We start from the raw sequence: 26,677 nt of genomic DNA on the forward strand, positions 1-26,677 counted from the left end.
AGTTAATCGTTCGCAAACAGTCTATTTTTCTTGAAAAAATAGGCTTTTTTTTCTAAAAATCTCTAGTCAAGCGCTTTATTTTTTTGTATAATAGAATTAGCAAAGTATAGATAAGAAGAGAAAAGCATGATTACACTATTTCTATCACCGAGCTGTACTTCATGTCGTAAGGCAAAGGCCTGGTTAGAAAAACATAAGGTGCCCTTTGAGGAGCATAATATTATGACCAGTCCCTTAACAAGAAAGGAATTGCAACACATCCTTTCCTTGACCGAAAATGGTACTGATGACATTATTTCAACTCGTTCAAAAATTTTTCAAAAATTAGATATTGATGTAGAAAGTATTTCGGTATCAGAATTGCTTCATTTGATTGAGCAGTATCCTAGTCTTTTGCGTCGTCCCATTATTATTGATGCCAAACGTATGCAAATCGGTTTTAATGAAGATGAGATTCGTGCTTTTCTCCCTCGTAGTTACCGTAAGCAAGAACTAAAAGAAGCAAGAATGAGAGCTGGTATTAGTTAATGAACAAACAGTATAGTTACCCACTAGATTTGTCGTGGAGCACTGAAGAACTTGCTTCAGTGCTTTCTTTTTTTAATGATGTTGAAGCTGCCTATGAAGGCAAGGTAGAGGCTAAAAAGTTACTGGACTCCTACAAGGGATTCAAGGCGGTCGTGCCAAGTAAGAGCGAAGAAAAACGTTTGGGACGAGAATTTGAAACAGTTAGTGGCTATTCGCTTTACCGAGCAGTTCAGACTGCCAAGGAAAAAGGGGAAGGGAAGATTTCTCTTGGAAAGTAAATTTGAATTTGCCAAAGAGCTTATTAAGAGAGCGGGCCAGTACATCCTTGACCACATGCAGGAAGACTTGTGTGTTGAGACCAAGTCCTCTCCAACAGATTTGGTGACCAGACTGGACAAGGAAGTTCAGGAACTCTTGGTTGATGAAATTCTATCCCGTTATCCTGAGGATAAGATTTGCGCTGAAGAAGGCTGTCTGCGAGCCTCGGTTCAAGAGGGCAAGGTGTGGGTCATTGATCCGATTGATGGGACCAATAATTTTGTGGCCCAGCAGGAAGATTTTGCTGTTATGGTGGCTTATTTTGAAAATGGTCAGGGACAGTTTGGTCTGATTTATGATGTGGTCAAAGGGGATTGTTACCACGGTGGTGGGGAATTTCCAGTTTGTCTAAATGATAAGCCCCTAGCTCCCTTTCAAGCAAAACCACTTGGAGATTTTCTCATTGCAGGAAATAGTGGTATGCTGGAAACCAACGAATGGGGTCTGGCTGATTTGAGTCGAGCTGTGCTTGGTGTTCGAGTCTATGGGAGTGCGGCCATTAGTTTTGCCAAGATTTTGTCAGGGCGTTTGTTGACCTATGTCACCTATCTGCAACCATGGGATTATGCTGCTGCTAGTATTTTGGGAGAAAGCCTTGGTTATGAGGTTGTGACTCTATCTGGTCAACCGCTTGATTTTCAAACCAGACAACCGGTCATGATGCTACCTCTTGAGATGCAGGAGGAAATTCAGTCCTATATTTACGAAAGGAAAAGAACTTAAATGCAATTTCCAGAAGGATTTGTTGAAAAATATGAAAAGATACTAGGAGATGAGGCAAGAGATTTTCTTGCCTCTTTTGAGGAGGAAGCGGTTTCTGCCTTTCGGGTCAATCCTTTAAAAGAAGCGCCAGTTTCCTTTTCTGATCCCATTCCTCAAACCCCTTGGGGCTACTACGGGAAGGTGTCTGGGAAATCGCCTGAGCATGCTACTGGTTTGGTTTATTCGCAAGAACCTGCTGCCCAGATGGTGGCTCAGGTAGCCCAGCCCAGTCCTGGTATGAAGGTTTTGGACTTGGCAGCTGCACCGGGTGGAAAATCAACTCAATTAGTAGCCTATCTAGCAGGTGAAGGTATCCTGGTTTCCAATGAAATTTCAAGCAAACGGGCTAAGATTTTAGTAGAAAACATGGAGCGCTTTGGAGCGACAAATGTTGTGGTGACCAATGAATCTGCTGACCGTTTGGCCAAGGTTTTTAAGGGCTATTTTGACCTAATCGTTCTTGATGCCCCTTGCTCAGGGGAAGGGATGTTCCGTAAGCAACCAGATGCTATGGACTATTGGAGTTCAGATTATCCGAGTCAATGCGCCAGTCTTCAAAGAGAAATTCTAGCAGATGCCGTGACAATGCTAGCAGAAGGTGGTCGCTTGGTTTATTCAACCTGTACCTGGGCACCTGAAGAAAACGAAGAGATTGTCAATTGGCTACTGGAGGAGTATGATTTTGATTTGTTACCAGTAGAGCATATCAATGGAATGGTAGCTGGTATTGACCTGCCAGAAACGGCTCGGATGTATCCTCATCATTTTAAGGGAGAGGGACAGTTTGTAGCTCATTTACAATTTAGAGGTGACAATCCAGCTCCTAAATGTAAGGCAAGTAAGAGTAATCTCAGCCGTGAACAAGTTGTCTTGTGGCAGGAATTTGCCCAAAAACATTTGCAGGTCAATCTAAGGGGAATCTTGCAGACTTTTGGTGACCAACTTTATCTCTTGCCAGAACTCTTGCCAGATTTAGGGAAACTCAAGATTGCTCGGAATGGCCTGCATTTGGGCACTTTTAAGAAGAAACGCTTTGAGCCTAGTTTTGCTCTTGGTCTAGCCTTGAAACCGAGTCAGGTCAAGCAGTCGGTTGAAATTGATCAAGAGGAATTTGTAAAGTATGTGGCTGGAGAAACCATTCAGCTGGCGGAAAGTCTGCCAAATGGTTGGTACCAAGTTTTGGTTCAAGGCAATGGTTTGGGTTTTGGAAAGGTGACTGGAAATGTTTTGAAAAATTATTTTCCAAAAGGCCTCAGATTCAAGTGAAAATGCTAGTCAAAGTAGCTTGTCTATGTTATAGTGGAAGTATGGATTTTTTCAAATTATCTTTCATTTTAAGTCAAATTTGGTGGAGACGGCAACTGAGCAAATGACTAGTAAAATTAAGCTATCAACTTCAGTTTGCTCTCAATTTTAAAAAAGAAAAACATAAATAAATAGTTGAAAAAATTCACAGCATTCACCATTATTTTCAAGGAGAAAAACAGTGAAAAAAAGGAAAAAACTCGCTCTATCCCTTGCGGCTCTCTTGCTAGCAGGTTCTTTGGCGGGATGTGCTAGCTGGATTGATCGTGGAGAATCCATGACAGCTGTTGGCTCAACGGCTCTTCAGCCCTTGGTCGAAGCAGCAGCAGATGAATTTGGCTCTATGCACGTTGGAAAAACAGTCAACGTCCAAGGTGGAGGATCTGGTACAGGTTTATCTCAGGTTCAGTCTGGAGCCGTTGATGTAGGAAATTCAGACGTATTTGCCGAGGAAAAAGACGGTATCAACGCATCCGCTCTAGTGGACCATAAGGTTGCTGTAGCGGGCTTGGCAGTGATTGTGAACAAGGAAGTTGATGTTGAAAATCTGACAACTGAACAACTCCGTAGCATCTTCACAGGTCAAGTGACCAACTGGAAAGAAGTCGGTGGGAAAGACCTAGCCATTTCCATTATCAACCGCGCGGCAAGTTCTGGTTCGCGTGCAACCTTTGACAGTGTTGTCATGGATGGTCAATCTGCCGTGCAGAGTCAAGAACAGGATTCAAACGGGATGGTCAAAAACATTGTTTCCCAGACACCAGGAGCCATTTCTTACCTAGCCTTTGCCTATGTGGATGACTCGGTTAAACGCATGAAGTTGAATGGCTATGAGCCGATTGCTGAAAATGTTACAACCAATAACTGGCCTTTGTGGTCTTATGAACACATGTACACCCTAGGTCAGCCTAATGAATTGGTGGCAGAGTTTCTCAACTTTGTCCTCTCAGATGAAGCGCAAAGCGGAATCGTTAAGGGAATGGGCTATATTTCTGTCAAGGAAATGAAGGTTGAAAAAGATGCTGTCGGAACGGTAACAGCACTAGAAGGGAGTCACTAATGAATCAAGAAGAATTAGCTAAAAAATTACTTTCTCCCTCAAAGAACTCTCGTCTAGAGAAACTAGGAAAAGGCTTGACCTTTGCTTGTCTGTCTTTGATTGTCATCATTGTGGCCATGATATTGATCTTCGTAGCCCAAAAAGGTTTGTCGACCTTCTTTGTCAATGGAGTCAATATCTTTGATTTCCTCTTTGGACAAACTTGGAATCCTTCAGGTAAACAATTTGGTGCCCTTCCCATGATTTTGGGTTCCTTTATTGTCACAATTCTGTCAGCTCTTATCGCAACTCCTTTTGCCATCGGTGCGGCAGTCTTTATGACTGAAGTTTCACCAAAAGGTGCTAGAATCTTGCAACCAGCCATTGAATTGCTAGTCGGGATTCCTTCAGTCGTCTATGGATTTATTGGTTTGCAGGTCGTAGTTCCTTTTGTCCGTAGTGTCTTTGGTGGAACTGGTTTTGGGATCTTGTCAGGGATTTTCGTTCTCTTTGTCATGATTTTACCGACGGTAACCTTTATGACAACCGATAGTTTGCGTGCGGTGCCTCGTCACTACCGTGAAGCTAGTTTGGCTATGGGAGCCACTCGCTGGCAAACCATCTGGCGCGTGACCTTGAAGGCGGCGCGTTCAGGGATTTTTACTGCGGTGGTCTTTGGGATGGCTCGTGCCTTTGGTGAGGCCTTGGCCATTCAGATGGTGGTCGGAAACTCAGCCGTTGTCCCAACTTCATTGACAACACCTGCTGCGACCTTGACCTCTGTTTTGACCATGGGTATCGGAAATACCGTTATGGGAACAGTTGACAATAACGTTCTCTGGTCATTGGCCTTAGTCTTGCTCTTGATGAGTTTGGCCTTCAATAGTGTGATTAAATTGATTACGAAAGAAAGAGGAAAGAAAAACTATGCACGCTAAGAAATTAGATAAACTTGCAACAGCTGTCCTCTACTCGATTGCAGGAATTATTGTTGCCATCCTGGCATCCTTGATTCTTTATATCTTGGTTCGTGGTTTGCCCCACATCTCTTGGTCTTTCTTGACTGGCAAATCATCTTCTTACCAAGCAGGCGGAGGGATTGGAATTCAGCTCTATAATTCCTTTTTCCTATTAGTTATTACCTTGATTATCTCTGTGCCTTTATCTATGGGAGCTGGGATTTTCCTAGCTGAATATGCTAAAAAAGGTCCTGTGACCAATTTTGTCAGAACCTGTATTGAAATCTTATCTTCACTCCCATCAGTGGTTGTAGGTCTCTTTGGTTACTTGATCTTTGTAGTTCAGTTTGAGTATGGATTTTCAATTATTTCAGGTGCCTTGGCCTTGACAGTCTTTAACTTGCCTCAGATGACTCGTAATGTCGAGGACAGTTTGAAACATGTTCACCATACGCAACGTGAAGCTGGTCTGGCCCTTGGGATTTCTCGTTGGGAGACTGTGGTCCATGTGGTTATTCCAGAAGCCCTACCAGGTATTGTGACGGGTGTTGTCTTGGCCTCTGGTCGTATCTTTGGTGAGGCTGCTGCTTTGATTTATACAGCAGGACAATCCGCTCCAGCCCTTGACTGGTCAAACTGGAACATTCTCAGTGTGACTAGCCCAATCTCAATCTTCCGTCAAGCAGAAACCTTGGCTGTCCACATTTGGAAAGTCAACAGTGAAGGTACCATTCCTGATGGAACTATCGTATCAGCAGGTTCTGCGGCCGTGCTCCTCATCTTTATCCTCATCTTTAACTTTGGAGCCCGCAAACTCGGAAGCTATCTACATAAGAAATTAACCGCTGCCTAAAGGAGAAGCCATGTCAAAATATAATTGGGATGAAAAGTATATCATCACCTTTCCTGAAGAGAAAGTGGCCCTCTCTACTAAGGATTTACATGTTTACTACGGTAAAAATGAATCTATTAAGGGCATCGATATGCAATTTGAAAAAAATAAAATCACAGCCTTAATTGGACCATCTGGATCAGGAAAATCAACCTACCTCCGCAGCCTCAATCGGATGAATGATACGATTGATATTGCCAAGGTAACAGGTCAAATCCTCTACCAAGGGATTGATGTCAACCGTCCAGAAATCAACGTCTATGAGATGCGTAAGCACATTGGAATGGTCTTCCAACGCCCAAATCCCTTTGCCAAGTCTATCTATCGCAATATCACTTTTGCCCATGAACGTGCAGGAGTTAAGGATAAGCAAGTCTTGGATGAAATTGTAGAAACCTCTCTTCGCCAGGCTGCCCTTTGGGATCAGGTAAAAGACGATTTACACAAATCAGCCTTGACTCTATCAGGTGGTCAGCAACAACGTCTCTGTATTGCTCGTGCTATCTCTGTTAAACCAGACATCCTCTTGATGGATGAGCCGGCGTCTGCCTTGGATCCGATTGCGACAGCCCAGCTGGAAGAAACCATGTTGGAATTGAAGAAGGACTTTACCATCATCATCGTGACCCACAGTATGCAGCAGGCTGCGCGTGCTAGTGACTACACAGGATTTTTCTACTTGGGTGACTTGATCGAGTACGATAAGACCTCTAATATTTTCCAAAATGCCAAACTACAGTCAACCAATGACTACGTAACAGGACACTTTGGATAGAAAGGAAACAGTATGACAGAAGCGATTTTACAGGTGTCAGACCTGTCCGTTTACTACAATCAAAAAAAGGCCTTGAATAGTGTTTCCCTATCTTTCCAACCCAAGGAAATTACAGCCTTGATCGGTCCATCTGGATCAGGGAAATCAACCCTCCTAAAGGCTATCAACCGCATGGGGGATCTTAATCCAGAGGTAACCACAACTGGTTCAGTGGTTTATAACGGCCACAACATTTACAGCCCGCGTACAGATACAGTTGAATTGCGGAAGGAAATCGGTATGGTTTTCCAACAACCAAACCCCTTCCCTATGTCTATCTACGAAAATGTTGTTTACGGGCTTCGTATCAATGGAGTGAAGGACAAGCAGGTTCTAGATGAGGCGGTTGAAAAAGCCTTGCAACGAGCTTCTATCTGGGATGAGGTCAAGGATCGCCTGCATGATTCAGCTATCGGGCTTTCAGGCGGACAACAGCAACGTGTCTGCGTTGCCCGTGTCTTGGCAACTAGTCCTAAAATCATTCTCTTGGATGAACCGACTTCAGCTCTGGACCCTATCTCGGCTGGTAAGATTGAGGAAACCTTGTATGCTCTAAAAGATAAATACACCATGCTCTTGGTTACACGTTCCATGCAACAAGCCTCTCGTATCTCTGACAAGACAGGATTTTTCCTAGATGGAGATTTGATTGAGTTTAACGATACTAAGAAGATGTTCCTCAACCCACAACACAAGGAAACAGAAGATTATATTTCAGGAAAATTTGGATAAGGAGATAAATGATGTTACGTTCTCAATTTGAAGAAGATTTGGAGAAATTGCACAACCAGTTCTATGCAATGGGACAAGAAGTGCTATCCCAAATCAATCGGACAGTGCGTGCCTTTGTTACGCATGACCGTGATTTGGCCAAGGAAGTCATCGAAGACGATGCAGAAGTGAACGAATACGAAGTGAAATTGGAAAAGAAATCATTTGAAATGATTGCCCTTCAACAACCCGTTTCTCAGGACTTGCGTACTGTTTTGACAGTCTTGAAGGCTGTATCTGACTTGGAACGTATGGGTGACCATGCCGTTTCCATTGCCAAGGCGGCAATTCGTATGAAGGGGGAGCAACGCATCCCAGCTGTTGAAGAAGAAATAAAGAGAATGGGTCGCGATGTCAAGAACTTCGTCGAAGCAGCCCTTGAACTCTATCTCAATGGTTCAGTAGATCAGGCCTATGAAGTAGCAGCAATGGATGAAAAAATCAACCATTACTTTGATAGCATTCGTGACTTGGCTACAGAAGAAATCAAGAAAAATCCTGATGCCATTGTTACAGGTCGTGATTATTTCCAAGTGATTGCCTTCTTGGAACGTATTGGAGACTATGCCAAGAATATCTGTGAATGGGTTGTTTACTTTGAAACAGGTAAGATTGTCGAACTATAAAATAGAGTCATTCTGTATAAAAAGGAGCTTGAAATCAATAGATAGCTCCTTTTTTGAATGAAAAAAATATTTTTAAGATAAAAATTCAAAAAAACACTTGACAAGCAACTTGGATAGAGTTATAATTATACAAAATTAACAGAGAGGTCGTTTATTTATGAAATCGAAAAAATGGATATTTGTTTTATGTAGCTTTCTTGCAAGTTTCTTCTTAGTGGCTTGCCAGTCGGGTTCTAATGGTTCTCAGTCAGCTGTTGAGGCCATTAAGCAAAAGGGGAAATTAGTTGTGGCGACTAGTCCTGACTATGCACCTTTTGAATTCCAATCCTTAGTTGACGGGAAAAATCAGGTAGTCGGTGCGGATATTGATATGGCCCAAGCTATCGCTGATGAACTTGGGGTGAAATTGGAAATCTCAAGCATGAGTTTTGACAATGTTTTGACCAGTCTTCAAACTGGGAAGGCTGACCTAGCAGTTGCAGGAATTAGTGCTACTGATGAGAGAAAAGAAGTCTTTGATTTTTCAATCCCTTACTATGAAAACAAGATTAGTTTCTTGGTTCGTAAGTCTGATGTAGAAAAATACAAGGATTTAACTAGCCTTGAAAGTGCTAATATTGCAGCCCAAAAAGGGACTGTTCCAGAAGCTATGGTCAAGGAACAATTGCCAAAAGCTCAATTGACTTCCCTAACCAATATGGGTGAAGCTGTCAATGAATTGCAGGCTGGAAAAGTAGATGCTGTTCACATGGATGAGCCTGTTGCCCTTAGCTATGCTGCTAAAAACGCCGACTTAGCTGTCGCAACTGTCAGCTTGAAGATGAAGGACGGCGAAGCTAATGCAGTTGCCCTTAGAAAAAATAGTGCTGATTTAAAAGAAGTGGTGGACAAGGTCATCCAAAAACTCAAGGATGACGGTACCTACCAAAAATATCTTGAAAAAGCGGCAAGCCTAACAGAAGTTGAAGAATAATACTCAATGAAAATCAAAGAGCAAACTAGGAAGCTAGCCGCAAGCTGTACTTGAGTACGGTAAGGCGACGCTGACGTGGTTTGAATTTGATTTTCGAAGAGTATAAGAAAAAAGCAGAGTTGGAAGTCAATCCAATTCTGCTTTTAAATAGTCTAAAACATTTTCCAGATTGTCTAAGGACACCTTGGCAAATTGATAAGGACAGGTGCTTAAATAGGCCTCTTCAAAGAAGTCTAAGCCCAGCTGACTGTGTTTGAGGCTGGCGATTTTAGGATACTGTCTGAGATCGAGCAATAAACCATCGTGTAGGGGATAATGAGGAAGGGGACAAGGAGTGTTAGCTAGTCTTTCCTCGATTTGTTTTTGGTAGTCTTCCTGATTGGACAAGCGAGCTAGACGGTTTTTCTCAAACAGTTGACTGTCAATATAGAGTGACAGGGCCTTTTGCATGATAAGGTTGCTGTCGTAGTCTAGGATATTTTTATAGGCCACAAAGGCTTCTTTGATAGCATTTGGAAGGATGAGTGCTGTTATCCGCAGGGCTGGAAAGAGGCTGGTTGAGAAGGACTTTATGTAAATGACGCGCTCCTCTGTATCTAGATAGTGGAAGGTCTGGCCCTTTTTAGAGTCCAAATCCCCCAGATAGTCGTCCTCTACGATATAGACACCATACTTGGCAGCTAAGTCAAGAATAGTCCGTTTGTCCTGCTCTGAATAGGAATGCCCCAGAGGATAGTGAAAACGAGGAATTGTATAGAAAAACTTAATTTTTCCTGTTTTGAAGTGACCTTCCAGCTCCTCCAAGTCAATCCCATCAATGCCTCGTTCAATCGTTTGATAGTCCAAGCCCTGAGCAATCAAGAGACGATTCATCCGATGGTAGGTCGGCTGTTCCACCAAGATTTCCTTTGCTTGGCTAGGGAAGGAAATTTGAGAGAGGATAAACAAGGCTTGTTGGGTGCCAGAAGTCAGTACCAGTTGGTCAGCCTTGCAGTAGAGGGCTTGGTCAAAGAGTAGTTTATGAATGGACTGTCTTAGATCTTCTAAACCTTCTTGGTTGTCATAGTAGTTGAAGAGGTAGTTTTCCCGGCCAATCAAGGTTTCATTGATACAGAGTCGGAAATCGTCATAGGCGCTGGCATGTTCGTCGGTAACCTCGATTTCTAGGTCTTGATGTTGCCCTTGTTCTAGGACATAGTAGCCACTCTGGGGCTTGGCATAGAGGTATTGCTCGTGCCGTAATTCCAGCAGGGCTCGTTGAATAGTGTCCTTGCTACAGTGAAAGTCAAGGCTCAGTTGACGGATAGAAGGCAGGCGGCTTCCCGTCGGAAAGCGTCCAGACTCGATACTATTTTTCAGATAAGATACGACCTCTTGGTACTTGCTTTGTTTCTTCATTCCAGACCTCCCTTGATTTTGTTACATTGTACCTTTTTTTTTCCTTCTTGGCAATGTCTAGAGTGTTTATATCGTTCACATCTAGGGGCAAATGTGGTATACTTAGGAGTAAGATTTATAGTATAACAGACAAGAAAGTGAATGGATAAGAACGTGCAGGAACCAGTGAAATTATTTCAATACAATACCCTTGGAGCTTTGATGGCAGGCCTTTATGGTGGTACCATGACAGTAGGAGAATTGCTGGAGCATGGTGACCTTGGTTTGGGAACCTTGGATTCCATTGATGGAGAATTGATTGTCTTGGATGGCAAGGCTTATCAAGCCAAAGGCTCAGGAGAACAACCGGAAATTGTAGAAGTGTCACCAGATGCCCTTATTCCTTACGCTGCAGTAGTACCACATCAGGCAGAGGTCATTTTCCGTCAGCGCTTTGAGATGACAGACAAGGAATTGGAAGAGCGAATCGAGTCTTATTATGATGGGGAAAATCTTTTCCGCTCTATCAAGATTCGTGGGGAATTTTCGCATATGCATGTGCGCATGATTCCCAAGTCGACACCAGATACCAAGTTTGCTGATGTCGCAACCCATCAACCGGAATATAGTCGTGACAATGTGGCGGGGACCATTGTTGGTTTCTGGACGCCTGAGATTTTCCATGGGGTCAGTGTGGCAGGCTACCATCTGCACTTCATATCAGATGATTTGACTTTCGGTGGACATGTCATGAACTTTGTTATCAAGGAAGGTATTGTTGAGGTGGGAGCTGTTGACCAGTTGGACCAACGTTTCCCAGTCCAAGACCGTCAATACTTGTTTGCTAAGTTCAATGTTGACGAGATGAAAAAAGATATTGAAAAGGCTGAATAGGAGAAGAAAATGACCATTCATATTATCATTACCATGGTGTTGTTGCTGGCTTTCTTGATAGGAAGCATTTGGTATGCCAAAAAGAAACACCAGATTAATCTAGCTGTCTTGGGCTTGGGGGCTGTTGCCTTCTTTGTCTCTTCACAGATTTTAGAAAAACTGGTGCATATCTTGGTTTTACATCCTCAAAAAGACGGTAGTATTGCCCTCTTGCGAGACCATCCGCTTGTCTATATCATCTATGGCCTAGCCATGGCAGCATTTTTTGAGGAAACAGCTCGCCTTGTTTTCTTCAAATGGTTGGAGAAAAAAAGAAGTTTGGAAAAGGCAGATGCCTTGGCTTATGGGTTAGGTCATGGTGGTTTGGAGTTGATTTTCCTAGGTCTTACTAGTTTGATTAATCTCTACATCGTTCTCTCAGCAGTTCAAACTCAGAATCCACAGGTCATGCAATTGCTGTCTGAAAATATGTTGAAAACTATTCAGTCACTATCAGTCTGGCAGATTTATTTGCTTGCTTTTGAGCGAATCTTGGCCCTAGGTTTCCAATTACTCTTGACTGTTTGGGTTTACCAAGCTGTTCGCCAGAAGAAATGGATTTATCTCCTAGCAGCCTATGGCCTACATGCCTTCTTTGACCTGGCACCATCTCTTGCCCAAGTTGGCTGGCTGACCAATCCAGTTTTTGTGGAAGTGTTCTTAGCACTTGAGCTCGTTCTGGTTGCCTATGGAACAAAGGCTATCTTTTGCAAAAAATCATAAAAAGAGGGGAAACCTCTTTTTTTGTTTAAAATAAGCTCAAGATTTTTTTAGGGTCGTCAAATGGTCTTAAAAATGGTATAATGGAATGAATTTTGTAAAAGGAAGAGTGTCATGTCAGTAAAAGAAAACATGCTTGAAATCTTAGAAGGGATTGATATCCGTTTTAAAGAACCCTTGCATAGCTATAGTTATACAAAAGTAGGTGGAGAGGCTGATTATCTGGTCTTTCCACGAAATCGTTTTGAGTTGGCTCGCGTTGTCAAATTTGCCAATCAAGAAAATATCCCTTGGATGGTTCTTGGAAATGCCAGCAATATCATCGTTCGTGATGGTGGAATTCGTGGATTTGTCATCTTGTGTGACAAGCTCAATAATGTTTCTGTTGATGGCTATACCATCGAAGCTGAAGCTGGAGCTAACTTGATTGAAACAACACGCATTGCCCTTCGTCATAGTTTGACTGGTTTTGAGTTTGCTTGTGGCATTCCGGGGAGCGTCGGCGGTGCTGTCTTTATGAATGCAGGTGCCTATGGTGGCGAGATTGCCCACATCTTGCAGTCTTGTAAGGTCTTGACCAAGGATGGAGAAATCGAGACCCTGTCTGCCAAAGATTTGGCTTTTGGGTACCGCCATTCAGCCATTCAAGAGTCTGGTGCAGTTGTCTTGTCAGCTAAATTTGCCCTTGCTCCAGGAAGCCATCAGGTTATCAAGCAAGAAATGGATCGTTTGACGCATCTACGTGAACTCAAGCAACCTTTAGAATATCCATCTTGTGGTTCGGTCTTTAAGCGTCCAGTAGGTCATTTTGCAGGTCAATTAATTTCAGAAGCTGGCTTGAAAGGCTATCGTGTCGGTGGCGTAGAAGTGTCAGAAAAACACGCAGGATTTATGATCAATGTTGCTGACGGAACGGCTAAAGACTACGAGGACTTGATTGAGTCTGTTATCGAAAAAGTCAAGGAACACTCTGGCGTTACTCTTGAGAGAGAAGTTCGTATCTTGGGTGAAAGCAAGTAGGAAGCTGTAGTTGAAAAGCTGCTGCTATGTCATGGAAAGGGGGTGAAAGCCTATCGTTAGTGCAGAAGAATGTAGGCAGTTCAATCTCCTACACGAGGTAGTAGCGGCCTGACAGAGCCCTGATCTGTTAATCTATGAAAAAGAAGGAATAAATGACAATTGAAAAAACCAATTATTGAATTCAAAAACGTCTCTAAAGTTTTTGAAGACAGCAACACCAAGGTTCTCAAAGATATCAACTTTGAGTTGGAAGAAGGGAAGTTCTATACTCTTCTAGGCGCGTCTGGTTCAGGTAAATCAACTATCCTTAACATTATTGCAGGTTTACTGGATGCTACGACTGGAGATATTTTGCTGGACGGTGTTCGTATCAACGACATTCCAACCAACAAGCGTGATGTCCATACGGTCTTCCAATCCTATGCCTTGTTTCCACATATGAATGTGTTTGAAAATGTTGCCTTTCCACTTCGCTTGCGTAAAATTGACAAGAAAGAAATCGAGCAACGCGTAGCGGAAGTTCTAAAGATGGTTCAGTTGGAAGGTTACGAAAAACGTTCCATCCGTAAACTCTCTGGAGGACAACGTCAGCGTGTGGCTATTGCCCGCGCCATCATCAACCAACCCCGTGTGGTTTTGCTGGACGAGCCTCTGTCAGCGCTGGACTTGAAATTAAGAACAGACATGCAGTACGAACTGCGTGAACTGCAACAACGCTTGGGCATTACCTTTGTCTTTGTCACTCACGATCAGGAGGAAGCCCTGGCTATGAGTGACTGGATTTTTGTTATGAATGATGGCGAGATTGTCCAGTCAGGAACACCTGTGGACATCTACGATGAGCCAATTAACCATTTTGTTGCCACCTTTATCGGCGAGTCAAACATCTTGCCAGGTACCATGATTGAGGACTACTTGGTTGAGTTTAACGGCAAACGCTTCGAAGCGGTCGATGGTGGGATGAAGCCAAATGAACCTGTTGAGGTCGTGATTCGTCCAGAGGACTTGCGGATTACCCTTCCTGAAGAAGGCAAGCTCCAAGTTAAGGTCGATACCCAGCTCTTCCGTGGGGTGCACTATGAAATTATCGCCTATGACGAACTTGGAAATGAATGGATGATCCACTCGACTCGCAAGGCCATTGTGGGTGAGGAAATCGGTCTGGACTTTGAACCAGAAGACATCCATATCATGCGTCTCAACGAAACTGAAGAAGAGTTCGATGCTCGTATTGAGGAGTACGTAGAAATCGAAGAGCAAGAAGCAGGTCTGATCAATGCAATCGAGGAGGAAAGAGATGAAGAAAACAAGTTCTAAACTCTTTGTAGTGCCCTACATGCTTTGGATTGCCCTCTTTGTATTGGCACCCTTGGTCTTGATTTTCGGACAATCCTTTTTCAACATTGAAGGCCAGTTTAGTTTAGAAAATTATAAGTCCTACTTTACGTCACAAAACTTGACCTACCTAAAAATGAGTTTCAACTCAGTACTCTATGCAGGAATTGTGACCTTTGTGACCTTGCTTATCAGCTATCCAACAGCCCTCTTTTTGACCCGTCTCAAGCACCGTCAACTCTGGCTCATGCTGATTATCCTGCCGACTTGGATCAATTTGCTCCTCAAGGCCTATGCCTTTATCGGAATTTTTGGTCAGAATGGCTCTATTAACCAATTCTTGGAATTTATCGGGATCGGTTCACAGCAGTTGCTCTTTACCGATTTCTCCTTTATCTTTGTCGCAAGCTACATCGAGCTTCCCTTTATGATTTTGCCAATCTTCAACGTCTTGGACGATATGGATAATAATCTCATCAATGCCAGCTATGACCTCGGTGCGACCAAGTGGGAGACCTTCCGCCATGTCATCTTCCCTCTATCTATGAATGGGGTGCGAAGTGGGGTTCAGTCGGTCTTTATTCCAAGCTTGAGTCTCTTCATGCTGACCCGTTTGATTGGTGGGAACCGCGTTATTACACTGGGGACAGCCATTGAGCAGAACTTCCTAACCAATGACAACTACGGTATGGGTTCAACCATCGGTGTGATTCTCATCTTGACCATGTTCATTACCATGTGGGTGACCAAGGAAAGGAGAGAACGATGAAAAAATTTGCCAACCTTTATCTGGGACTGGTCTTTCTTGTCCTCTACCTGCCGATTTTTTACTTGATTGGCTACGCCTTTAACGCAGGTAACGACATGAATAGCTTTACAGGCTTTAGTTTGAGCCATTTTAAAACCATGTTTGGCGATGGTCGTCTCATGTTGATTGTGACTCAAACCTTTTTCTTGGCCTTCCTGTCAGCCTTGATAGCGACCATTATCGGGACTTTCGGCGCTATTTACATCTACCAGTCTCGTAAGAAATACCAAGAAGCCTTTCTTTCACTCAATAATATCCTCATGGTTGCGCCCGATGTTATGATTGGTGCCAGCTTCTTGATTCTCTTTACCCAACTCAAGTTTTCACTTGGCTTTTTGACTGTTCTATCTAGTCACGTAGCCTTCTCCATTCCTATCGTGGTCTTGATGGTCTTACCTCGACTCAAGGAAATGAATGGCGATATGATTCATGCGGCCTATGACCTTGGTGCCAGTCAATTTCAGATGTTCAAGGAAATCATGCTTCCTTACCTGACTCCGTCTATCATTGCAGGTTATTTCATGGCCTTCACCTATTCACTGGATGACTTTGCCGTGACCTTCTTTGTAACGGGAAATGGCTTTTCAACCCTATCAGTCGAGATTTACTCTCGTGCTCGCAAGGGGATTTCCTTAGAAATCAATGCCCTGTCTGCCCTCGTCTTTCTCTTTAGTATTATCCTGGTTGTTGGTTATTACTTTATCTCACGTGAGAAGGAGGAGCAAGCATGAAAAAACTCTATTCATTTTTAGCAGGAATTGTAGCCATTATCCTCGTCTTGTGGGGAATTGCGACGCATTTAGATAGTAAAATCAATAGCCGAGATAGTCAAAAACTGGTTATCTACAACTGGGGGGACTATATAGATCCTGAACTCTTGACTCAGTTCACAGAAGAAACAGGAATCCAAGTCCAGTACGAGACTTTTGACTCCAATGAAGCCATGTATACCAAGATCAAGCAGGGTGGAACGACCTACGATATTGCCATTCCTAGTGAATACATGATTAACAAGATGAAGGACGAAGATCTCTTGGTTCCGCTTGATTATTCAAAACTTGAAGGTCTTGAAAATATCGGACCAGAGTTCCTCAACCAGTCCTTTGACCCAGGCAATAAATTCTCCATCCCTTACTTCTGGGGAACACTGGGAATTGTCTACAATGAAACCATGGTAGATGAAGCGCCTGAGCATTGGGATGACCTCTGGAAGCCAGAGTATAAGAACTCTATCATGCTTTTTGATGGGGCGCGTGAGGTGCTGGGACTAGGACTTAACTCCCTTGGCTACAGCCTCAACTCCAAGGATACCCAGCAGTTAGAAGAGACAGTAGACAAACTCTACAAACTGACTCCAAATATCAAGGCTATTGTGGCGGACGAGATGAAGGGCTACATGATTCAGAACAATGCTGCTATCGGCGTGACCTTCTCTGGTGAAGCCAGCCAGATGCTAGAAAAAAATGAAAATCTACGCTATGTGGTACCGACTGAGGCCAGCAACCTTTGGTTTGACAATATGGTGATTCCCAAAACAGTCAAAAACCAAGATGCAGCCTATGCCTTTATCAACTTTATGTTGAAACCTGAAAATGCTCTTAAAAATGCAGAGTATGTCGGCTATTCAACACCAAACCTACCAGCTAAGGAATTGCTCCCAGAGGAGAAAAAAGAAGACAAGGCCTTCTATCCAGATGCTGAAACTATGAAACACCTAGAAGTTTATGAGAAATTTGACCATAAATGGACAGGCAAATATAGCGACCTCTTCCTACAGTTTAAAATGTATCGGAAGTAGAGTTAGCAGTCACGAAACGAATCAGTCAAGCTGGTTCGTTTTTTTTGAATCAGATGGAAGTGTCAGTATGAAATTGAAAAATTCAATTCTCAATAAACCTTTGAAAAAAATATTTAAGCCCTTGACCGTTATTAAGACCTTCTGTATAATGATATAAGAGAGATTATGCAAAATTTTCAATATAAATAAAAGAGAAATAAAATATGAATGAAAAGATATATTTGAAGGATATTTTCAGATTTAATGAGTTATTGTCACAATCGGAGTATAAAGGGTATCGTATTAAGTTACGATTTAACAAGAATTGGGATGATTATAGTTTTGTTGATGATTATATCAGTGGATCTGAAGATTTTTTACCATGGATTTTAAGTAATGGTTCAGATAAAAAAAGTCGAAATCGTAGAAACGAAATCCAGTTTCAATTTATAGAAGTGGAGTATCATAAATGGCTCTTTGTTGGTGCCTATCTTATAAAAGAAACGAATAGTCAGATAAAGCAAGTGACCTATGGGAACCATCATGTTAAGTTCGCTTTAACTGAACGATTAAAAGAGTATGATAAGTTTATAGAAAAAGTTTTGGTTAATCATACTAATACAGGTCAATCATGGTTTTATGTTAATCCTAAAATAATTGAATCAGTTGTAGTAGAATCTGTAAACAGTATTTCCTATTTTAATCAAACGTCTCATTTTCCAGGTTATGAAAATATTTCATTTTCTTATCAAGAATTAAAGAAAAATTGGGCAAACAGTTCTTGGAGACAATATCTATCAGCTGTTTATGGTGTCTATGTTATTACTGATGTTAAGACAGGAAAGCTCTATGTAGGTTCTGCTTATGGAGATAATGGAGTTTACGGAAGATGGTCTACATACTTAAGTGAAGGCTATGATAAATCCGAAATGGAAGAAAATCGTTATCCGAATAAAAGATTGTGTGAGATAGTCGAAAAATATGGAATAAACTATATTAAAAAGTATTTTCAATATAGTTTATTAGAGATTTTTCCAAAGAATGAAGTTGAAAAACAAAAGGCACTTCAACGTGAACAATATTGGAAAAAAGTATTAAAATCTAAAGAACATGGTTATAATGCAAATTAGGAGGGAAGAAAATGGCGAAGAAATTTGCAACAGGTAATTCAGATAGGTTATTTAAAGATTTAGAGATTTCAGAACTAAAAGAACAAAATATCATATTAGAACGTCAAGGTGAGAGGGAGGAGGAGCGTTTCTACGAAAACAGAATTTATCAAATTAAACTACAGATGGCACAAGCTACAGATGAACAACAGTTAGTTCTACTTGAAGAGATGTTGAGTCAAGAAATAGCCAATCTAGAAGAAGTTAAAGAAATTAATAGACAAAATGAAAAAAGACGAAGAATGATGTATTTTATTCCGTTTATTCTTGTTTTTTTATTGTTTGTAGTAGCTGCATTGTACATCCTATTTACTCCTAGCAAAAAAAATAATGAAGATAAAACTGCTATTTTAAATAGTAGTTCTAGTGTTGTATCTTCCACCTCCACAAGTTCTACAAAGCAAGCTTCTCTTGGTGGAAATAAATCTAAAGATAAACAAACTTCATCAACAAGTTCTGCCTCTTCTAGACCACAGCCAACAAAAGTATATATTGGAAACCTTATTGGTTTAAGTAAATCTGATGCTATATCAGAATTGAAGAGTAGAAAAATTACTGAGAATCATATAAAAGTTGAGGAAGAAGAAAGTGATGAATATTCTCCTGGTACAATTTTACGTCAGAGTTTATCGGAGGGAACTTTATATGATTTGAATGATTCATCCGATATTATTTTGACTGTTGCAAAAGAACGAACTAGCGCTAAAATGCCAAATTATGCAGGTTCAAGTTTTGAGTTTACCAAAAATAATTTAATCAACATTGTTGGTATTAAAGAAGCCAATATTGAAAGAGTAGAAGTTTCAACTGCTCCTGAAGGTACATCGGAGGGGACTGTAGTAGATCAAAGTCCGAAAGTAGGAGAGGAAGTTGATTTGAAACGTACACGAGTTAAAATTTCAATTTATAAGCCTAAAGCTCATCAAACATCACAAAGTAGATCTAGATAAATTAAGAGGTTAATTTATAAAGCTAACTCACTACTATTGGTTAGAATTATTTCCAGTTGACGCAAGCTTAAAAAAACGTTATAATAAGAAAGTTGAGAATTGATTTTCACTTGTCTTAGTCCAGAGAAATGGCGGTGCTGCGAGCCATCTAAGCTAGAAAGTCATGCTACTCAATCATACAATTGCATAAGAATAAGAGAATGACAAGTTCATTGAATGAAGGTGGTACCGCGGTTTTTCGCCCTTCGTGATATGAACTTGTCTTTTGATTTTTTGGAGGTGTTGATGAAAACATTTCTTGTCAAACAAAAGTTTCGTCTTGGAGGCGAGCGCTTTGCTATCAAGGATGACAGGGGAGAAATCGCCTATCAGGTAGAGGGATCATTTTTTAAAATTCCCAAAACCTTTACTATCTATGATGCATTTGGTAACCAAGTCAGTGAGATTAGTAAAGATATTTGGACTCTACTTCCTCGTTTTGAGATTCAGCTTCAGGACGGATCGAGTTTTGTCATTCGTAAGAAGTTGACCTTCTGGCGAGATAAGTATGAGTTTGATAATCTGGGGCTTCGTATCGAGGGCAATATCTGGGACTTGAATTTCAAACTACTGGATGATCGCAATCAGTTGATTGCGGAAATCAGGAAAGAACTCTTCCATCTGACCTCTACTTATAACGTAACAGTCCTTGAGGACGCTTATGCAGACCTAGTCATTTCTCTCTGTGTCGCTATTGACTATGTGGAAATGCTGGAAAGCCAATCAAATTAAACAAGTAATAAGGAGACAATATGAAACAACTATCTAGTGCACAAGTACGCCAAATGTGGCTTGATTTCTGGGCGACCAAAGGTCACTCTGTAGAACCATCAGTGAGCTTGGTTCCTGTAAATGATCCAACTCTTTTGTGGATCAACTCTGGGGTAGCAACCCTTAAGAAATACTTTGATGGGACCATCATTCCTGAAAATCCACGTATTACCAATGCGCAAAAGGCTATCCGTACCAACGACATTGAAAACGTAGGGAAGACTGCACGTCACCATACTATGTTTGAAATGTTGGGGAACTTCTCTATCGGGGATTACTTCCGTGACGAAGCCATCACTTGGGCTTATGAGCTTTTGACAAGCCCTGAGTGGTTTGACTTCCCAGCTGAAAAGCTTTATATGACCTACTATCCTGAAGATAAGGATTCTTACAACCGCTGGATTGAAGTAGGAGTGGATCCAAGCCACTTGATTCCAATCGAAGATAACTTCTGGGAAATCGGTGCTGGACCTTCTGGACCAGATACAGAGATTTTCTTTGACCGTGGAGAAGCTTTTGACCCAGAAAATATCGGTATTCGTTTACTTGCAGAAGATATTGAAAACGACCGTTATATCGAAATCTGGAACATCGTTTTGTCACAATTTAACGCAGACCCTGCTGTTCCTCGTAGCGAATACAAGGAATTGCCACACAAGAACATTGATACGGGCGCTGGTTTGGAGCGTTTGGTGGCAGTTATCCAAGGGGCTAAGACTAACTTTGAAACAGATCTCTTCATGCCAATCATCCGTGAAGTGGAGAAATTGTCTGGTAAGGTCTATGACCAAGATGGCGACAACATGAGCTTTAAGGTTATCGCTGACCACATCCGTTCACTTTCATTTGCCATCGGTGATGGTGCACTTCCAGGAAATGAAGGTCGTGGTTATGTCCTTCGTCGTCTCCTCCGTCGTGCGTCTATGCATGGTCAAAAATTGGGAATCAACGAGCCTTTCCTTTACAAACTCGTTCCAACCGTTGGAAAAATCATGGAAAGCTACTACCCAGAAGTGCTTGAAAAACGTGACTTTATCGAAAAAATCGTTAAGAGCGAGGAAGAGTCATTTGCTCGTACCCTTCACTCAGGTCAATACTTTGCCCAAGGCATTGTAGCTGACTTGAAAGAAAAAGGTCAATCTGTCATTGCTGGTTCAGATGTATTCAAACTTTATGATACTTATGGATTCCCAGTTGAATTGACTGAAGAAATCGCTGAAGAATCTGGCATGACTGTAGACCGTGAAGGTTTTGAAGCAGCCATGAAAGAACAGCAAGAACGTGCGCGTGCCTCAGCTGTCAAGGGTGGCTCAATGGGGATGCAAAATGAAACCCTTCAAAACATCACAGTGGAAAGCCGCTTTAACTATGAAGCATCACAATTGTCTTCTAAATTGGTAGCTATCGTGGCTGACAATACAGAAGTAGAAGCTGTGTCAGAAGGAACTGCCTCTCTTATCTTTGCGGAAACGCCATTCTATGCTGAAATGGGTGGACAAGTAGCTGACCATGGACAAATCTTGGATGCGTCAGGTAAGGTTGTAGCTACTGTGACAAATGTTCAAAAAGCACCAAACGGACAAGCTCTTCACACAGTTGAAGTCCTTGCACCGCTTGCCTTAAACCAAGAATATACCTTGGCAATTGATACTAATCGTCGTCACCGTGTCATGAAGAACCACACTGCGACTCACTTGCTTCACGCTGCCCTTCATAATATCCTTGGAAACCACGCAACACAGGCAGGTTCTCTTAACGAAGTTGAATTCCTTCGCTTTGACTTTACGCATTTCCAAGCTGTGACTGCTGAAGAATTGCGTGCGATTGAACAGCAAGTCAACGAAAAAATCTGGGAAGCTCTTGAAGTGAAGACAGTTGAAACAGATATTGACACTGCTAAAGAAATGGGTGCGATGGCTCTCTTTGGTGAGAAATACGGCAAAGAAGTCCGTGTTGTTACTATCGGTGACTACTCTATCGAGCTTTGTGGTGGTACCCACGTTGGCAACACTTCTGAAATTGGTCTTTTCAAGATTGTCAAAGAAGAAGGGATCGGATCAGGAACTCGCCGTATCTTGGCAGTGACTGGTAAGGAAGCCTTTGAAGCCTACCGTGAACAAGAAGATGCTCTTAAAGCTGTCGCAGCAACCTTGAAAGCACCTCAAGTTAAGGAAGTTCCTCACAAAGTAGAAGGACTTCAAGAACAACTTCGTCAACTTCAAAAAGAAAATGCTGAGTTGAAAGAAAAAGCTGCAGCTGCAGCTGCAGGCGACATCTTCAAGGATGTGAAGGAAGTCAACAGTCACCGTTACATTGCTAGTCAAGTGTCTGTATCAGATGCAGGTGCCCTTCGTACCTTTGCAGATAACTGGAAACAAAAAGACTACTCTGATCTTCTTGTCCTAGTTGCTGCTATCGGTGACAAAGTCAATGTCCTTGTAGCAAGCAAGACAAAAGACCTTCATGCAGGAAACCTTGTCAAAGAATTGGCACCAATCGTCGATGGACGTGGTGGTGGTAAACCAGACATGGCCATGGCAGGAGGAAGCAACCAAGCTAAGATTCAAGAATTGTTGGATGCAGTAGCAGGTAAATTGTAATCAAGTAAAGATCTATCCATTTGGGTAGGTCTTTTTGTGAATGCAAAAAAGCCAAATCCGTTTGGACCTGGCTTTATAATCATTGGCAATTAGATTGTATTAGCTGCCCAGACACTTACCGAAGCAGTTGAGACTGGAAATTGTCCATAACCTTCCTCATCAATTGTAACTTGACCTTGGTGGTTTTCGAGTAAATCTACAAAGGTTTGGTTAGCCCATTCTTGGCCGACAAACATTGATTTGCTGTTTTCTTGGTCATTTGAAATCAAGACTGCTATTGGGGATTGATTTTCAGCACCTGAGCGTACCCAACCAATACAGTTAGGATCATCAAAGTAGTCATTTTGTTCTCCATAAGCCAAATCTTTTCGGATAGCTAGGAGGCGGTCAAGGACTTCTTTGAAATCTTGCTGAGCATACTGCCCTGAAATCCCATAGTAGTCTCCGTAAAAGACACATGGAAGACCATCTTGGCGTAATAGAATGAGGGCATAGGCTGCTGGTTTGAACCATTCTTCAACAGTAGATTCAAGAGCCTGACCACGTTGGGTATCGTGGTTGTCGACAAAAGTCACAGCCTTGTAAGGTTTGAGTTCAACCAAGCTATCTGTGAAAATACCACGAAGGTCATAGTTTGCGCCAGCTTGACTGGCTTCAAAGAGATTCTGGTGGAGACGAACATCAACAAGGTCGAATCGTTCTTCCGTTTTTTCAAGGTAGTCTAGATTGGCTTCCTTGTCAGGATTCCAAAATTCACCAAAAACATAGAAATTCTCACCGTATTTTTCCTTCATATCACGGATAAAATTGCGCATGAAGAAAGAGTCAATGTGTTTAACAGCATCCAAGCGGAAACCAGCTACACCAGTCGTTTCCATGAACCAGTCAGCCCAGTCATAGATATTTTGGATGACTTCAGGATGTTTAAAGTCTAGGTCGGCATACATGAGGTAGTCGTAGTTACCGTTTTCATTATCGACCAATTCCTCATTTGCCCAACCCTTGTTGTCTCCTTGAATCAGATAAATCCCAGACTTGCGGCGTTTGGCATCATAGTCTGTACCGGTGAAGTGGTACCAGTGCCAGTGGAAGTCATTATAGGTATCTTGGCGACCATCGAAGGTAAAGCTAGTCCAGCCATTGATAGTGAAGGGTTCTCCAAGTTCAACTGTACGGTCAACCGGATCCACTTCGATAACCTGAAAGGCTTCCATGTGATCAGCAGCAGCCTTGTGGTTGAGCACCACATCGGCCATAGGTTGAATTCCCTGTGCTTTTAGAGCTTGAATGGCTTGAAGATAGTCTTCTTTAAAACCATACTTGGTGCGGACAGTTTCTTTTTGGTTAAACTCTCCTAAGTCGAATAAGTCATAGACCCCATAACCTACATCTTTTTCATTGGTCGCCTTAAAAGCTGGTGGCATCCATACATGGCTGATACCGAGATCAGCTAGGTGTTGAGCATCTTCAGCCAGATGCGTCCAGTGCTGACCGTCGTGGGGCAGATACCATTCAAAGTATTGCATGAGTGTTTGATTTTGCATGATGTTTCCTCTTACTTGTCAATCTTGTTCTTTATTCTATCATAAAGTATTGGTTAGCTCAAACGTTTGCGTAAAACTGAATAATAAGTTTTTGACTATTTTATATAAAATGTTGATTTTTAAAATGAAAGCGCTATAATTATAGTAAATTACATAGATAAAGAGAGGAGATTTCTCATGATTGAATTTCAAAATGTTAGTAAGTTGTATGGTGATAAAGAGGCCTTGAGCAATCTCAATCTGCAGATTGAAAATGGGGAGATTATGGGCTTGATTGGCCATAATGGTGCTGGAAAATCGACCACTATAAAATCCTTAGTCAGTATCATTTCGCCCAGTAGTGGTCGTATTTTAGTAGATGGTCAGGAGTTATCGGAAAATCGATTGGCTATTAAACGAAAGATTGGCTATGTAGCAGACTCGCCTGACTTATTTTTGCGTTTAACAGCCAATGAATTTTGGGAATTAATCGCCTCTTCTTATAATCTGAGCAGCTCTGACTTGGAAGCTAGTTTAGCTAGGCTATTGAGTGTTTTTGATTTTGCTGAAAACCGCTATCAGGTTATTGAAACCCTTTCTCACGGAATGCGTCAGAAAGTCTTTGTCATCGGAGCACTCTTGTCTGATCCTGATATTTGGGTCTTGGACGAACCCTTGACTGGTTTGGACCCTCAGGCTGCCTTTGATTTGAAGCAAATGATGAAGGAGCATGCGCAAAAAGGCAAGACAGTCTTGTTTTCAACCCATGTCCTAGAGGTGGCAGAGCAAGTCTGTGATCGGATTGCCATTTTGAAAAAGGGACATTTGATTTATTGTGGTAGTGTGGAGGACTTGAGAAAAGACCACCCAGACCAGTCTTTGGAAAGTATCTACCTTAGCCTTGCTGGTAGAAAAGAGGAGGTTTCAGATGCGTCTCAAGGTCATTAAAAAATTAGTTGATATCAATATCCTCTATTCATCTCAAGAAGCTAATCTGGCTAACCTACGAAAGAAGCAAGCTAAGAATCCTGGGAAAAAAGTAAATGTTTCCGCTAGAGTCCTAAGTTCTTACATTTTTTCCAGTCTCTTGATGCTTTTCATGTTTATAAATATAGCCTTTCGTTTTCCTTTTGAGGAAAGGCCAAGTTTTTTTAGTACCATGGTTGCTATTTTACTGGTGCTTGCCTTTTCAACTTCTTTCACTGCATTTTACAATGTCTTTTATGAGAGTAAGGATTTGGTATCGTATAGGCCCTATGCCTTTAAAGAATCAGAGATTATAATTGCTAAAGGACTGTCTGTTCTCTTGCCAGCTCTAACTGGAATTGTACCAATCTTAGCTTATTTTCTAGTCCTCTATATTAGGCTAGCTCCTTCTATTTGGCTGGGCTTGCCTTTGATGCTGCTGTCCTTGGCCTTATTATTTGTCTCTGTCACTTTAGTGATGGTAGTGGCAGTACATTTCTTGGCTCAGACTACGGTCTTCAGAAAGTATCAGTCTATTTTTGCTAATGTGATGATTGGGATAGGAGTTCTCATACCTTTAATATTTGTCCTCTTTCTACAGTCGACTTTTGGAAGTATTGTTGACAAAGTTAGAGACATTCCATTTCTCCTTTATCCTCTTCATATCTTTTACAAAATAGCAGTGGAGCCTTTTTCGACAGAAGCCATACTGGGTCTGCTCGCTTGGATAACTCTAACTGTCTTCTTACTTTACCTGACCAAAAAGAAGGTTCTTCCTCATTTTTATGACGTGATTCTGCTTAACAGTGAGGAGAAGGTCAAGAAAGAACGTCGCAGTAAGGAGAGAATTTCAACTACTAAAAAGGGATTTTTCCGTATGGTTTTACGCTACCACCTCACCCTCTTGGGACAGGGGACTGGCGTGATTACAGTGCTTTTTACAAGTGCTTTCCTTCCTTATCTCATGATGATCGGTCTGATTTCCAAAATCCGAGATTCTCAGATAGTTCCAGATATTCATCCTCCATACTGGTTACTCTTGTTTTTTATAGCTCTCTTTATAGCAGTTGTCAATAACAATATCACCAGCCTGCATTCAATTGCCTTGTCCTTGGAGAGGGAAAATGTTGATTTTCTTAAGAGTTTACCCTTTGACTTTGCTCGTTATGTGAAAGTGAAATTTTGGATTATATTTGCTGTCCAGTCCTTTTTACCAGTTCTGACTTTACTTGGCCTTTCTCTATATCTAGGCTTGCCCATCCTTTCGATGATTTACCTTCTTGTGGCATGGATCCTTGCCAGTGTCATCCTTTCTTGCCACCATTACCTTAAGGACGTGAAAAATTTGTCAACCAATTGGAGTAACATTACGGACCTGGTGAACCGTTCAAATCGTATAGTCGCAATTGTTTTGATTTTTATTTATAGTGCAATCTTAATGGCCCTTGTAATAGGGAGCTTATTCTTGGTTCGGTCTCTCTCCCCTATCCTTGCCATCAGCTTGGGAGTAGGAGCTCTTATCCTCTTGCTTGGTCTTGCTATTTTTGGCTATCATTACTACCTGTCACGCATATTGGCAGAAATAGAAAAAAGATGAGCTAGTTGGTTACTTGATAAAAAGAAATGCTCCTCCAAGACGGAAGAGCATCTTTTATTGTGATTCTCATACAAATATTTCTAACTTTTTATTAGTATAGTATAC

General features: G+C 41.7%; 25 protein-coding genes and 1 pseudogene. 24 read left to right on the forward strand and 2 right to left on the reverse strand.

What is annotated here, in order from left to right; all coding sequences use genetic code 11:
- Positions 1-126: 126 nt before the first annotated feature.
- From MK482_RS04825 to MK482_RS04875, 11 genes are all read left to right on the forward strand, one after another.
- Positions 127-528 (forward strand): Spx/MgsR family RNA polymerase-binding regulatory protein, encoded by a 402-nt coding sequence (locus tag MK482_RS04825; RefSeq protein ID WP_000631254.1) that lies wholly within the window; start codon positions 127-129, stop codon positions 526-528.
- Entirely contained in the window at positions 528-806 is a 279-nt protein-coding gene (locus tag MK482_RS04830) for a UPF0223 family protein (protein ID WP_001041977.1), read from the forward strand. Before MK482_RS04825 ends, MK482_RS04830 begins: the two co-directional genes overlap by 1 nt.
- Positions 796-1,569 (forward strand): inositol monophosphatase family protein, encoded by a 774-nt coding sequence (locus tag MK482_RS04835; RefSeq protein WP_153198743.1) that lies wholly within the window; start codon positions 796-798, stop codon positions 1,567-1,569. The genes MK482_RS04830 and MK482_RS04835 overlap by 11 nt, the downstream gene beginning before the upstream one ends.
- The gene (locus MK482_RS04840) at positions 1,570-2,874 is read left to right on the forward strand and encodes an RsmF rRNA methyltransferase first C-terminal domain-containing protein (RefSeq protein WP_153198744.1); all 1,305 of its coding nucleotides are present in this window, start codon (positions 1,570-1,572) and stop codon (positions 2,872-2,874) included.
- Between the two features lie 220 nt (positions 2,875-3,094).
- Complete coding sequence (locus MK482_RS04845; RefSeq protein ID WP_261042677.1) at positions 3,095-3,973, forward strand: phosphate ABC transporter substrate-binding protein PstS family protein; 879 nt, start codon at positions 3,095-3,097, stop codon at positions 3,971-3,973.
- Positions 3,973-4,890: a phosphate ABC transporter permease subunit PstC gene (pstC, locus tag MK482_RS04850; protein ID WP_001070903.1), complete on the forward strand. Its 918-nt coding sequence runs from the start codon at positions 3,973-3,975 to the stop codon at positions 4,888-4,890. Before MK482_RS04845 ends, pstC begins: the two co-directional genes overlap by 1 nt.
- Positions 4,880-5,764, forward strand: a complete 885-nt coding sequence (gene pstA / locus MK482_RS04855) for a phosphate ABC transporter permease PstA (protein ID WP_004258489.1) — start codon at positions 4,880-4,882, stop codon at positions 5,762-5,764. The genes pstC and pstA overlap by 11 nt, the downstream gene beginning before the upstream one ends.
- Before the next feature lie 10 nt (positions 5,765-5,774).
- Complete coding sequence (pstB, locus tag MK482_RS04860; RefSeq protein WP_153198745.1) at positions 5,775-6,578, forward strand: phosphate ABC transporter ATP-binding protein PstB; 804 nt, start codon at positions 5,775-5,777, stop codon at positions 6,576-6,578.
- 12 nt (positions 6,579-6,590) lie between these two features.
- Positions 6,591-7,349, forward strand: a complete 759-nt coding sequence (pstB, locus tag MK482_RS04865) for a phosphate ABC transporter ATP-binding protein PstB (RefSeq protein ID WP_000133483.1) — start codon at positions 6,591-6,593, stop codon at positions 7,347-7,349.
- Positions 7,350-7,360: 11 nt separating this feature from the next.
- Positions 7,361-8,014: a phosphate signaling complex protein PhoU gene (gene phoU / locus MK482_RS04870; RefSeq protein WP_000946458.1), complete on the forward strand. Its 654-nt coding sequence runs from the start codon at positions 7,361-7,363 to the stop codon at positions 8,012-8,014.
- 157 nt (positions 8,015-8,171) lie between these two features.
- Positions 8,172-8,987 (forward strand): ABC transporter substrate-binding protein, encoded by an 816-nt coding sequence (locus MK482_RS04875; protein ID WP_203175955.1) that lies wholly within the window; start codon positions 8,172-8,174, stop codon positions 8,985-8,987.
- A gap of 126 nt (positions 8,988-9,113) precedes the next feature.
- Here MK482_RS04875 and MK482_RS04880 read toward each other — a convergent pair whose 3' ends face one another.
- Complete coding sequence (locus MK482_RS04880) at positions 9,114-10,385, reverse strand: PLP-dependent aminotransferase family protein (protein ID WP_268718136.1); 1,272 nt, start codon at positions 10,383-10,385, stop codon at positions 9,114-9,116.
- Between the two features lie 141 nt (positions 10,386-10,526).
- On the opposite strand from MK482_RS04880, the gene budA reads away from it, so the two are divergent.
- From budA to alaS, 11 genes and pseudogenes are all read left to right on the forward strand, one after another.
- Positions 10,527-11,258 (forward strand): acetolactate decarboxylase, encoded by a 732-nt coding sequence (gene budA, locus MK482_RS04885; protein ID WP_084928656.1) that lies wholly within the window; start codon positions 10,527-10,529, stop codon positions 11,256-11,258.
- 9 nt (positions 11,259-11,267) lie between these two features.
- Positions 11,268-12,020: a YhfC family intramembrane metalloprotease gene (locus tag MK482_RS04890; RefSeq protein ID WP_125393040.1), complete on the forward strand. Its 753-nt coding sequence runs from the start codon at positions 11,268-11,270 to the stop codon at positions 12,018-12,020.
- A gap of 111 nt (positions 12,021-12,131) precedes the next feature.
- Positions 12,132-13,037 (forward strand): UDP-N-acetylmuramate dehydrogenase, encoded by a 906-nt coding sequence (gene murB, locus MK482_RS04895; RefSeq protein WP_070527051.1) that lies wholly within the window; start codon positions 12,132-12,134, stop codon positions 13,035-13,037.
- Positions 13,038-13,196: 159 nt separating this feature from the next.
- Positions 13,197-14,354: an ABC transporter ATP-binding protein gene (locus MK482_RS04900; RefSeq protein WP_261035785.1), complete on the forward strand. Its 1,158-nt coding sequence runs from the start codon at positions 13,197-13,199 to the stop codon at positions 14,352-14,354.
- A complete protein-coding gene (locus MK482_RS04905; protein WP_227325939.1) occupies positions 14,335-15,141 on the forward strand; it encodes an ABC transporter permease in 807 nt (268 codons plus the stop codon). Before MK482_RS04900 ends, MK482_RS04905 begins: the two co-directional genes overlap by 20 nt.
- The gene (locus tag MK482_RS04910) at positions 15,138-15,911 is read left to right on the forward strand and encodes an ABC transporter permease (RefSeq protein ID WP_000712740.1); all 774 of its coding nucleotides are present in this window, start codon (positions 15,138-15,140) and stop codon (positions 15,909-15,911) included. The genes MK482_RS04905 and MK482_RS04910 overlap by 4 nt, the downstream gene beginning before the upstream one ends.
- Positions 15,908-16,978, forward strand: coding sequence for an ABC transporter substrate-binding protein (locus MK482_RS04915; RefSeq protein ID WP_000737964.1), 1,071 nt, complete (start codon positions 15,908-15,910; stop codon positions 16,976-16,978). The genes MK482_RS04910 and MK482_RS04915 overlap by 4 nt, the downstream gene beginning before the upstream one ends.
- Positions 16,979-17,181: 203 nt before the next feature.
- Positions 17,182-18,087, forward strand: coding sequence for a GIY-YIG nuclease family protein (locus MK482_RS04920; RefSeq protein ID WP_268718137.1), 906 nt, complete (start codon positions 17,182-17,184; stop codon positions 18,085-18,087).
- A gap of 518 nt (positions 18,088-18,605) precedes the next feature.
- Positions 18,606-19,076 (forward strand): annotated as a pseudogene (locus MK482_RS04925) (PASTA domain-containing protein); the annotation flags it as partial.
- A 285-nt stretch (positions 19,077-19,361) separates the two neighbouring features.
- Entirely contained in the window at positions 19,362-19,847 is a 486-nt protein-coding gene (locus MK482_RS04930) for an LURP-one-related/scramblase family protein (protein ID WP_268718138.1), read from the forward strand.
- Between the two features lie 20 nt (positions 19,848-19,867).
- On the forward strand, positions 19,868-22,486 hold the full coding sequence (gene alaS, locus MK482_RS04935; protein ID WP_268718139.1) for an alanine--tRNA ligase: 2,619 nt from the start codon (positions 19,868-19,870) through the stop codon (positions 22,484-22,486).
- An 89-nt stretch (positions 22,487-22,575) separates the two neighbouring features.
- On the opposite strand, the gene MK482_RS04940 is transcribed toward alaS, so the two are convergent.
- The gene (locus tag MK482_RS04940; protein WP_268718140.1) at positions 22,576-24,030 is read right to left on the reverse strand and encodes an alpha-amylase; all 1,455 of its coding nucleotides are present in this window, start codon (positions 24,028-24,030) and stop codon (positions 22,576-22,578) included.
- Positions 24,031-24,207: 177 nt separating this feature from the next.
- Between MK482_RS04940 and MK482_RS04945 the strand changes: the two genes are divergently transcribed.
- Both MK482_RS04945 and MK482_RS04950 read left to right on the forward strand, forming a co-directional pair.
- Complete coding sequence (locus MK482_RS04945) at positions 24,208-24,957, forward strand: ABC transporter ATP-binding protein (RefSeq protein WP_070482008.1); 750 nt, start codon at positions 24,208-24,210, stop codon at positions 24,955-24,957.
- On the forward strand, positions 24,938-26,572 hold the full coding sequence (locus MK482_RS04950; protein WP_268718141.1) for a hypothetical protein: 1,635 nt from the start codon (positions 24,938-24,940) through the stop codon (positions 26,570-26,572). The genes MK482_RS04945 and MK482_RS04950 overlap by 20 nt, the downstream gene beginning before the upstream one ends.
- Positions 26,573-26,677: the final 105 nt, after the last annotated feature.

Origin of the sequence: Streptococcus mitis (assembly GCF_026782865.1) — a bacterium.
In the GTDB taxonomy this organism is placed as follows: Bacteria; Bacillota; Bacilli; order Lactobacillales; family Streptococcaceae; genus Streptococcus; species Streptococcus mitis_CG.

Coding starts and splice junctions, on each gene's coding strand:
- MK482_RS04890 (WP_125393040.1), top strand. CDS start 11,268: ATGACCATTCATATTATCATTACCATGGTGTTGTTGCTGGCTTTCTTG.
- MK482_RS04830 (WP_001041977.1), top strand. CDS start 528: ATGAACAAACAGTATAGTTACCCACTAGATTTGTCGTGGAGCACTGAA.
- MK482_RS04880 (WP_268718136.1), bottom strand. CDS start 10,385: ATGAAGAAACAAAGCAAGTACCAAGAGGTCGTATCTTATCTGAAAAAT.
- MK482_RS04940 (WP_268718140.1), bottom strand. CDS start 24,030: ATGCAAAATCAAACACTCATGCAATACTTTGAATGGTATCTGCCCCAC.
- murB (WP_070527051.1), top strand. CDS start 12,132: ATGTCAGTAAAAGAAAACATGCTTGAAATCTTAGAAGGGATTGATATC.
- pstB (WP_000133483.1), top strand. CDS start 6,591: ATGACAGAAGCGATTTTACAGGTGTCAGACCTGTCCGTTTACTACAAT.
- MK482_RS04950 (WP_268718141.1), top strand. CDS start 24,938: ATGCGTCTCAAGGTCATTAAAAAATTAGTTGATATCAATATCCTCTAT.
- MK482_RS04945 (WP_070482008.1), top strand. CDS start 24,208: ATGATTGAATTTCAAAATGTTAGTAAGTTGTATGGTGATAAAGAGGCC.
- MK482_RS04825 (WP_000631254.1), top strand. CDS start 127: ATGATTACACTATTTCTATCACCGAGCTGTACTTCATGTCGTAAGGCA.
- alaS (WP_268718139.1), top strand. CDS start 19,868: ATGAAACAACTATCTAGTGCACAAGTACGCCAAATGTGGCTTGATTTC.
- MK482_RS04910 (WP_000712740.1), top strand. CDS start 15,138: ATGAAAAAATTTGCCAACCTTTATCTGGGACTGGTCTTTCTTGTCCTC.
- budA (WP_084928656.1), top strand. CDS start 10,527: ATGGATAAGAACGTGCAGGAACCAGTGAAATTATTTCAATACAATACC.
- MK482_RS04875 (WP_203175955.1), top strand. CDS start 8,172: ATGAAATCGAAAAAATGGATATTTGTTTTATGTAGCTTTCTTGCAAGT.
- phoU (WP_000946458.1), top strand. CDS start 7,361: ATGTTACGTTCTCAATTTGAAGAAGATTTGGAGAAATTGCACAACCAG.
- pstB (WP_153198745.1), top strand. CDS start 5,775: ATGTCAAAATATAATTGGGATGAAAAGTATATCATCACCTTTCCTGAA.
- pstA (WP_004258489.1), top strand. CDS start 4,880: ATGCACGCTAAGAAATTAGATAAACTTGCAACAGCTGTCCTCTACTCG.
- MK482_RS04840 (WP_153198744.1), top strand. CDS start 1,570: ATGCAATTTCCAGAAGGATTTGTTGAAAAATATGAAAAGATACTAGGA.
- MK482_RS04920 (WP_268718137.1), top strand. CDS start 17,182: ATGAATGAAAAGATATATTTGAAGGATATTTTCAGATTTAATGAGTTA.
- MK482_RS04930 (WP_268718138.1), top strand. CDS start 19,362: ATGAAAACATTTCTTGTCAAACAAAAGTTTCGTCTTGGAGGCGAGCGC.
- MK482_RS04905 (WP_227325939.1), top strand. CDS start 14,335: ATGAAGAAAACAAGTTCTAAACTCTTTGTAGTGCCCTACATGCTTTGG.
- pstC (WP_001070903.1), top strand. CDS start 3,973: ATGAATCAAGAAGAATTAGCTAAAAAATTACTTTCTCCCTCAAAGAAC.
- MK482_RS04915 (WP_000737964.1), top strand. CDS start 15,908: ATGAAAAAACTCTATTCATTTTTAGCAGGAATTGTAGCCATTATCCTC.